The sequence below is a fragment of the Ruegeria sp. CDSB117 genome, from assembly GCF_059611005.1.
The window spans coordinates 35413-42655 of sequence record NZ_JBXWOS010000027.1 but is presented as its reverse complement, the minus strand read 5'-3'; the positions used below and the strand labels follow the sequence as shown (position 1 = coordinate 42655).

At 54.8% G+C, this 7243-nt stretch carries 8 protein-coding genes; 4 read left to right on the top strand and 4 right to left on the bottom strand.

The features are described from left to right. Positions 1-107: 107 nt before the first annotated feature. Genes AC2FJC_RS21220 through AC2FJC_RS21205 form a run of 4 tightly spaced genes read right to left on the bottom strand, consistent with a single transcriptional unit; the run spans position 108 to position 4022 of the window. A complete protein-coding gene (locus AC2FJC_RS21220) occupies positions 108-1631 on the bottom strand; it encodes a malonate--CoA ligase (protein WP_496741434.1) in 1524 nt (507 codons plus the stop codon). Next, complete coding sequence (locus tag AC2FJC_RS21215; RefSeq protein WP_496741432.1) at positions 1628-2926, bottom strand: malonyl-CoA decarboxylase; 1299 nt, start codon at positions 2924-2926, stop codon at positions 1628-1630. Before AC2FJC_RS21215 ends, AC2FJC_RS21220 begins: the two co-directional genes overlap by 4 nt. A gap of 1 nt (position 2927) precedes the next feature. Then, entirely contained in the window at positions 2928-3593 is a 666-nt protein-coding gene (locus AC2FJC_RS21210; protein WP_496741430.1) for a GntR family transcriptional regulator, read from the bottom strand. A gap of 42 nt (positions 3594-3635) precedes the next feature. Continuing rightward, positions 3636-4022, bottom strand: coding sequence for a YciI family protein (locus tag AC2FJC_RS21205; RefSeq protein WP_299641875.1), 387 nt, complete (start codon positions 4020-4022; stop codon positions 3636-3638). An 83-nt stretch (positions 4023-4105) separates the two neighbouring features. Between AC2FJC_RS21205 and AC2FJC_RS21200 the strand changes: the two genes are divergently transcribed. The 4 genes from AC2FJC_RS21200 to AC2FJC_RS21185 are packed head-to-tail and all read left to right on the top strand — an operon-like array spanning position 4106 to position 7233. Continuing rightward, entirely contained in the window at positions 4106-4990 is an 885-nt protein-coding gene (locus tag AC2FJC_RS21200) for a fumarylacetoacetate hydrolase family protein (RefSeq protein ID WP_496741428.1), read from the top strand. Next, positions 4987-5652, top strand: coding sequence for a malonic semialdehyde reductase (locus tag AC2FJC_RS21195; protein WP_496741426.1), 666 nt, complete (start codon positions 4987-4989; stop codon positions 5650-5652). Before AC2FJC_RS21200 ends, AC2FJC_RS21195 begins: the two co-directional genes overlap by 4 nt. Before the next feature lie 18 nt (positions 5653-5670). Further along, positions 5671-6126 (top strand): OsmC family protein, encoded by a 456-nt coding sequence (locus AC2FJC_RS21190; RefSeq protein WP_496741436.1) that lies wholly within the window; start codon positions 5671-5673, stop codon positions 6124-6126. Positions 6127-6159: 33 nt separating this feature from the next. Then, the gene (locus AC2FJC_RS21185) at positions 6160-7233 is read left to right on the top strand and encodes a C4-dicarboxylate TRAP transporter substrate-binding protein (RefSeq protein ID WP_496741424.1); all 1074 of its coding nucleotides are present in this window, start codon (positions 6160-6162) and stop codon (positions 7231-7233) included. Positions 7234-7243: the final 10 nt, after the last annotated feature.

Genomic DNA, 7243 nt, shown 5'->3' with positions numbered 1-7243 from the left:
TTTGCCGTCATACGGGTCATAGTGAATCTCCTTATGAATAGGCAGTTCGAAGTGAGCGGTTGTCAGATCAAAGGGTCATGGTTTGTTTGAGGCTTAAGGCAGGTCTGCTAGGACATTGCCGACGCGGTTTCCTTTTCTGTGCGCTGATCGCGCAGTACGTTCTTTTGGACCTTTCCCATTGTGTTTCGTGGCAACTCTTGGACGAGTTCGTAGCGGCGCGGATGTTTGAATCGCGAAAGCTTGTTTCTGATGATCGAGTCGATCTGTTCCACCTGAAGCTGTGCTCCAGGCTCGGCAACCAAAGCAGCAATAATTGCTTCTCCAAATTCGGTGTCGGGAATGCCAAAAACTGCCGATTCCAGGATGCCGTCGATGTCGTTCAAGACGTCTTCAATTTCTTTGGGGTAGACATTGTAACCACCAGTTATGATCAGGTCTTTTGACCGACCAACAATCGACAGATAACCATCCTCGCTGCATTGACCCAGATCACCGGTGATGAAGAACCCGTTTTCCCGTAGCTCTTCGGCGGTTTTCTCGGGCATTTGCCAATAGCCTTGGAACACATTGGGCCCTCGTACTTCGATCATTCCAACCTCGCCCCGGGGCAGCGGTTCTCCAGTTTCAGGATTGGTAACGATCAGCTCGGTGCCGGGAAGCGCCAAGCCGACAGTTCCTGCGCGACGTTCACCGTCATAGGGGTTCGAGGTGTTCATGTTCGTCTCGGTCATTCCATAGCGCTCAAGGATGCGGTGGCCGGTGCGCGTTTCGAACGCTAGGTGGGTCTCGGCTAGCAATGGGGCCGAACCAGATATGAATAGACGCATGTTCTCTGTGATCTCGTCGGTGAAGCCGTCATCCGCCAGCAATCGGGCATAGAAAGTGGGGACACCCATCAGAAGGGTCGAGTGGGGCAATTCCTCCAAGATCATACCAGTGTCGAATTTTTCCATCAGCCGCACTTTGGAACCGGCGAGTAGTGATGTGTTCATCGCCACGAAAAGCCCGTGCGTGTGAAAGATGGGCAACGCGTGAATCAAGCGATCAGCGTCGGTGATACCCCACAAATCCGCAAGGGCTTGGGCATTGGAAAGCAGGTTTCGGTGGCTGAGCATCGCGCCCTTGGACCGGCCCGTGGTACCTGATGTGTAAAGAAGCGCCGCGAGGTCGTCCGGCGCGCGATCCACAGTTTCGAATACACAAGGCTGTGCGTCCGCTTCGCGGCTCAAGCTTGGATTTTCGCCGCCCAAGGTCAGCAGCTTTGCACCAGACCGGGTCGCCAATTGTTCGAATTCAACTTTGTCGTGGCTGTCGCAAACGATTAACGCAGGTTGCGCATCAGAGATGAAATAGTCCAACTCTGCCATGGTATAGGCAGTGTTTAGGGGCAGGTAGACAGCACCTGCCTGAACCGAAGCGGCATAGAGCGCAATCGTGTCGGCCTGCTTGGGCGCTTGCACAACGATGCGACTGCCAGGGGAAACTCCGCTGTTCTGCAAGACATGCGCGATTTGCGCGGTGCGCTGCAGAAACTCATCATAAGTGACCACCTGGCCATTATCGAGTTGAAGGAATGGAGCCGTGTTGCCCTCGTGGCGGGCAAACAAACTGTCGTAAAGTGTATTAGTCACGCTGTATTTTCCCTAGGCTTTACCGCAAGCGTCGCAGTTGAAGCCGCGCGAATTGAACGCGAGGCTTGGATCGTGGCACGTGTCGCGAATTCTTCGTGGTAACGTTCTGTTTTGTTCAAATCGTAAAGGTAATTGACCATCGCACCTCCGGACTGGGCGCGTCCGTTTGGCGACTGATCTGCCTGGGCATGCAGGTCATGAAGCTCGGCACCATTTCCCAAGTGAAAGCGCGCCACAGGGTCAAGCGGCATTCCATCTTCGCGCTTGGCGAACATCAAGTACCGGGCGGCCATCGCGCGTACGTCCTGCGGTGTTGCTGTTTCTGCAAGCACGGCCTCGGCGGCATGCCCGTGTTCCGGGCTGTCTGTTTCACCAGCCAGCCACCGGTGTAGCCCCGGTATCGGCGATAATGTCACAAAGGTATCAAGCCCGCGAAGCTCCCGCGAAAGCTCGGTCACAACCTGCTTTATCAGTAGATTCCCAAAGCTGATGCCCGCCAAGCCCTTTTGGCAGTTTGAAATGGAATAGAACGCCGCGACCTTTGCCTGCTCGGCTTCGATCGGTTCTCGAGCTTCAGACAAAAGCGTATCGATCGCGCCCGGGATTTCAGTTGTAAGGGCCACCTCGACAAATATCAGCGGCTCATCGGGCATCGAAGGGTGGAAGAACGCAAAACAACGGCGGTCAGGTGGGTAGAGCCTGCGCCTCAAGTCGTCCAGATCGTTGATCTGGTGAACCGCCTCATAGGCGACGATCTTGTCCAGAACGCGGGCAGGCGTATCCCAGCTGATTTGCTTGAGAACAAGAAAGCCTCGATTGAACCAGCTTCTCAACAAATGGACAAAATCAATATCGGTTCGCTTGAGTTCGGCATCAGATTTGAGAAATCGCAGTAGATCAACGCGCATAGCCACAAGTTCTTGCGTCGCACCAGACGGCTGGTTCAGCCGACGCAATAACTCTTGCCGCCTGGGTTCTGCGGATTCACTAAGCTTTTGATACAGATCGACACTTCGATCATTGGCATAGAGGCGCGCCGTGTCAGCGAGTTTTTCTGCGTCTAACTCAAGCTGGTCATTCAAGTAGACAAAAAAGTCCAGTTTTCCCGCGTCATCCAGGGTCTGGTAGCGGTCAAGTATGGTGGACGCGAGCGTGAAGCCCGATACCTCACCTTCTGTGGACAAAAGCGCTTCGCAAAGTTCAGCAATGGATCGTTTGTCATCCTTGCCACGCCTTTTGTCAGGACGGTCCAGCAATTGGTTTAATAGATCGCCCAGAAACCAATTCCGTTGCATTTCAGGAATCCATCTGGCTGCTCAGGTACTCACCCGTTCGACGGTAGTGATCGATCAAGTGCTTAGTCGCACTGTCTGCGTCATGATCTAATGCGGCGTCCAGAATCTGCTGATGTTCGGCGGCGATGTCTCGCCTCTTGTAGCTTGACCCGCCGGCTGCCAGATAGCGGTAGCGAATGTTCAGGTCGTAGAGCTGCGAACAATACCGCAGCAGCAACGGCAGTTTCGAATTGTCCAACAAAGCCATGTGAAACGCTTTATGAGCGTCTTCAAAGTCGTGTGCCCCATTTTGGCCAGCCTTTTTCATATGGTGGTGACGCAAAACAAGCCGATCCTCCCATGCGGCATCCGCGTTGGCGATGGAGGCGCGCAACGCGGTTTCCTCGAGGTTGCATCGCAGCAGCAGGATTTCCTCGAAGTTACTCTTGCTCACGGGCGCAGCCCTAAACCCGCGCTGGTCAATCCGTTCAACCAACATGTCCGAGGTCAAAAGGCTCAGCGCTTCACGAACCGGACTAGCGCCAGTGTCCAAAAGCCCGCGGAGCTGCTCGATCTTGAGCTTTTGTCCGGGCGGCAATTCGCCGGTCAGGATCATTTCGCGCAGCCTTCGATACGCGCCATGAGTGGCGGATGTCTCTTTGCCCTCGGTATCAAGCATGGCGTCCATATCCGAATGTTCCTTTTTGGCGGCAAAATCTCTTGAGTGCTCTTAACTGAGGGCACTCGTGCCAGTCGATAGACCAACTGAAAGGTTCAGCGAACCTTCGTTTATCATCCAGCGCCGAAGTACAAAGCTGCGCGCCCCGCTTTTGTGCATAGGATCGTCTTCGGCTAGCTTCCGCGCGGCCTCAAGACTGTCGGCGCGATAGATGATCAGGCCAACCCCTTGCATATGCTCGCCGGTTTCATCCGACATCGGCCCAGCAAAAGCCAACTTTCCCGCGCGTTCAAGATCCGCCTGATATGCCAAGTGATCCGGAAGGGATGCTTTTACGTCTTCTGGCGCTTTGGTCGGTGTGCTGAGTGCAACATAAAGCTCCAGTGCCAGTGCGCCTCGGCTTTTCGCTTCTGATTTGTAATCTGCCCAAGCAACCATCGCGGATCTCCAAAATATCGATATTATTTGACATATTGCAAAATAGTCGGCAAAAATCAAGCGAACTGACATGGATGGTGAAAATGAAATACCTGGTGGGAGAAACCTCGGAAGGCACTGCGGTCTTTGCTGTGAACGGTGAAAACGCAGTGAATTTAACGGCTTTGGACGCTACCGTCGGTTCCGATCTGATGGGTTTAATAGCCAAGCCTGAGCTGGCCGACTCACTGTCTGACCAAATCGCCGCCGCAGACAGTGTGCCTGTGTCGTCTATCAAGCCAGCATTGCCGGTGGTCGCTCCAGGAACGATCATTTGCATGGGGTTGAACTACACGGACCACATCAAGGAAGGCGGGTATGATATTCCGGAGTATCCGACGCTGTTCATGCGCGGGAAGAACTCGATCATGGCGGCGGGGCAACCCATGGTGCGGCCTGCCTGTTCCGAGAAGCTCGACTACGAAGCCGAACTTATGCTGATCGTTGGAAAGCGCGGACGCCATATCTCGGAGCAGGACGCACTGGATTATGTCTTTGGCTACACTGTATTCAACGATGGCTCGCTGCGGGACTATCAGCGCAAAACCGTTCAATGGACGCCTGGCAAAAACTTCGATGATACGGGAGCGATCGGTCCTTTCACCGTAACGCCGGACGAACTGCCCGAAGGGGCGTCCGGTCTGAAGATCGAAAGCCGCGTGGGCGATGAAATCCTACAAAGCTCGAACACCGCCAACATGATCTGGGGCGTTCGTCAGGTCATTGCGACGATTTCGGAATACACCACTCTGGAGCCCGGAGACTTGATTGCGTTGGGCACACCACCGGGTGTCGGTCACGCCAAAAAGCCCAATCCACGTTGGCTGAGGCCGGGTGAAACCGTCGAAGTCGAAATTGAAGGCATCGGAATCTGCGCTAGCCCGATCATCGACGAAAAGGACTCCAAGTCAAAGGTCGCCGCAGCATGAGCGCACCAACCGGGGCAGAGCTGGAGGCACTTCGCGCCAAGGCGCAGCAGGATCATCGCGATCTGCGCGATCGCATTCCACGTTTGTCGGATGACGCGATTGCCTTGATCCTGCGCGAATCCAGATCGCACTACGCGTGGACCGACAAGCCTGTTTCCGACGACCTACTTGAGGAGATCTACGACATCACGATCAACGGCGCGACCAGCATGAATACGTTGCCCGCGCGCTTCGTTTTCGTGAAAAGTCCCGAAGGGAAAGAGCGGCTTGCAAGGTCTTTAAAGCCGAAGAATGTGCCAAAAATGATGGATGCTCCGGTCACGGCGATCATTGCCTATGACATGGACTTCTGGAAGGAACTGCCCTTTCTTTTCCCGCACGAAGATCGTCGGTCATTGTTCAAAAGCAAGCCCGACTACGTGGCAGACACGGCCTTTCGAAATGGCACGCTTCAGGGCGCTTACTTCATGATTGCGGCCCGGGCGGTCGGGTTGGACGTCGGCGCCATGTCAGGTTTTTCGAACAAGATCGTCGATGAGGAGTTCTTCGCGGGCACGACGCTCAAGTCCAATTTTCTTTGCAATCTGGGCTACGCGGACGAGACCGGATTGTTCCAGAAGCTTCCACGTTTTCCATTCGAAAAGGTTTGCTCTTATGCCTGAGGAAGTGACGCTGTGGCTATGAAAGTGAAACCCGTCGTGACTTACCGCACGACAGCTCAGTGCCCGACTCATGCGCGGACTGAAATACCAATTCGCGATCTTGATGTTGTTGTCGATGAACCCGTCGAACGCGGCGGGACAAATCTTGGTCCGTCTCCGACCGAAACCGCAATGGCAGCCCTGATCGCCTGTACAAATGTCATCGGGCACAAGAACGCACATCGGTTGGGAGTTGAACTCGGCACCGTGACAATCGACGCGAAATGCAGGTTGGACCGGCGTGGTGTGCTGATGGAGGAGGAGATCGATGTTCCGTTTCCGGAAATCGAACTCACCGTGAATTGTGAGACGCCCGCCAGTCAGGAGGAGCTGACACGCGTGGGCGAGGAGACAGCCAAGTATTGCGCCATCGCAAAACTGTTTGAAGCGGCAGGCACGGACCTGACCGTCAACTGGGTCAAAACAAACCAATAAAGACAAAAGGCCCGACTTTCTGGGAGGAGAGAAATGAAAATCTGGACCAAACGCAGCCTTATCGGAGCTGCTCTGGCAAGCGTCATGGCGCTGCCCGCCGCAGCAGAGGAAACTATTTCTGCCGTTGTCATCGATGGCTACCCAGACCGGGCATTATGGGTGAAGGAGTTCACCAACTTCTTCATTCCGGAGGTGGACAAACGACTGGTCGACGCCGGCAACTACAAGATGAACTGGCAGGAGAACTATGGCGGTTCAATCGTAAAGCCGAAAGGCGTTCTGGAAGGGATCCAGCTGGGCCTTGGTGACATTGGTATCGTGACAACGATCTTCCATTCCTCGAAGCTGCCCAGCCAGGGTATTTCGGGATCGACACCCTTTGTGGCATCGGATTCCCGTGCCGTGGCCAAGGCCGTAGATGAAATCGCACGCGAATACCCGGCGATGCAAAACGAGTTTGCCGCACAGAACCAAGTGTATCTGGCCACAGGTGTTGTTCTGGACACGTATCAGATTTTCTGCACGGAACCGGTTGCTTCCGTTTCGGACCTTGAGGGTCGCAAGATTGCCGGTGCCGGCCTTAACTTACGGTATCTCGAAGGCATCAAGGATGCGGCAGGTGTGCGCGGTGGGCTGACCGATTTCTACAACATGCTTCAGACGGGTCTGGTTGATTGTGGAATGCTGTGGCCCGAAGCTGCGAAGACGTTCAAGATCGCTGAAGTTGCCCCGTATATGCTCAAGGCCGATCTGGGTGCTGTGAACTCAAAAACCATCACGGTTAATGCAGACTATTGGGCAAGCCTGCCGGACGAAGTCAAAGAGGTGTTGACGGCGGTTGCCATCGATTACCGTGACCATGTCGCCGGCATCGCGATGGACCGCGCCGCTGCTTCGCGGGATGCGTATGTTGAAGCGGGTGGAACAATCGTTGAGGTTTCGGACGAAGACCGTGCCGCTTGGGCAAACGCCATGCCGAATGTCGCGCAGGAATGGGCCGCGACGCTGAATGACAACGGCGAACAAGGAACTGAAATGCTGGCTGCCTACCTTGGCAAGCTTCAAGACGCCGGTTTCACCGGAGTGCGTGACTGGACGGCTGAATAACTGTCTGGCG

Coding starts and splice junctions, on each gene's coding strand:
- AC2FJC_RS21215 (WP_496741432.1), bottom strand. CDS start 2,926: ATGCAACGGAATTGGTTTCTGGGCGATCTATTAAACCAATTGCTGGAC.
- AC2FJC_RS21210 (WP_496741430.1), bottom strand. CDS start 3,593: ATGGACGCCATGCTTGATACCGAGGGCAAAGAGACATCCGCCACTCAT.
- AC2FJC_RS21205 (WP_299641875.1), bottom strand. CDS start 4,022: ATGGTTGCTTGGGCAGATTACAAATCAGAAGCGAAAAGCCGAGGCGCA.
- AC2FJC_RS21200 (WP_496741428.1), top strand. CDS start 4,106: ATGAAATACCTGGTGGGAGAAACCTCGGAAGGCACTGCGGTCTTTGCT.
- AC2FJC_RS21195 (WP_496741426.1), top strand. CDS start 4,987: ATGAGCGCACCAACCGGGGCAGAGCTGGAGGCACTTCGCGCCAAGGCG.
- AC2FJC_RS21190 (WP_496741436.1), top strand. CDS start 5,671: ATGAAAGTGAAACCCGTCGTGACTTACCGCACGACAGCTCAGTGCCCG.
- AC2FJC_RS21185 (WP_496741424.1), top strand. CDS start 6,160: ATGAAAATCTGGACCAAACGCAGCCTTATCGGAGCTGCTCTGGCAAGC.